Source organism: Bacillus sp. CDB3, assembly GCF_002081505.1.
GTDB classification, from domain to species: Bacteria; Bacillota; Bacilli; order Bacillales; family Bacillaceae_G; genus Bacillus_A; species Bacillus_A cereus_AT.
Window position 1 is genome coordinate 1 of record NZ_ALBR01000070.1, and the last position, 594, is coordinate 594.

A 594-nucleotide genomic window follows, 5' to 3' on the forward strand; every position below is an offset into this window, starting at 1 on the left:
TGTTGGTCCTGTTTCACCTGTTGGTCCTGTTTCACCTGTTGGTCCCGTTTCACCTGTTGGTCCTGTTTCACCTGTTGGTCCTGTTTCACCTGTTGGTCCTGTTTCACCTGTTGGTCCCGTTTCACCTGTTGGTCCTGTTTCACCTGTTGGTCCTGTTTCACCTGTTGGACAAGAGCCACAAGGACCATTAATGATGTTAATAACATTTTGTAATTTTGAATCTAAAAACATTTCTGCTTTCGTTACAGAATCTAACATATTCTGAATGCTTTTATTTACATTGAGTAAATCTGGAATGGTAGGACTTGGACCTGTTCTTCCTGGTAAAGTTCCTAAAATATATTGTAATTTTTCTCCTTCTGTATTTAAAATATGAGCAATTCCTAATTCTTCTAATGCAATAGAGGATAATAATAAATTTAATGCATCATCTCGTGTGACCGAAATGTTGGGTGTAATATTCGGTATGTTACTTTGTGACATTTTTTCCTCCCCCATCTTTTGTATATTTCACTATTCAAAATTTAATCATTTCAATGATTATGTTTTTGGTCATATATACCATATGTGTACCTTAATCAATTGGTGAAAAAT

Annotated in this window: 1 protein-coding gene; it reads right to left on the bottom strand. The window is 35.5% G+C overall.

The features are described from left to right. Positions 1-483 (bottom strand): alpha-helical endospore appendage domain-containing protein (locus CDB3_RS31710; protein ID WP_179139718.1); only part of this gene is annotated, 483 nt, incomplete at its 3' end. Positions 484-594 lie beyond the last annotated feature (111 nt).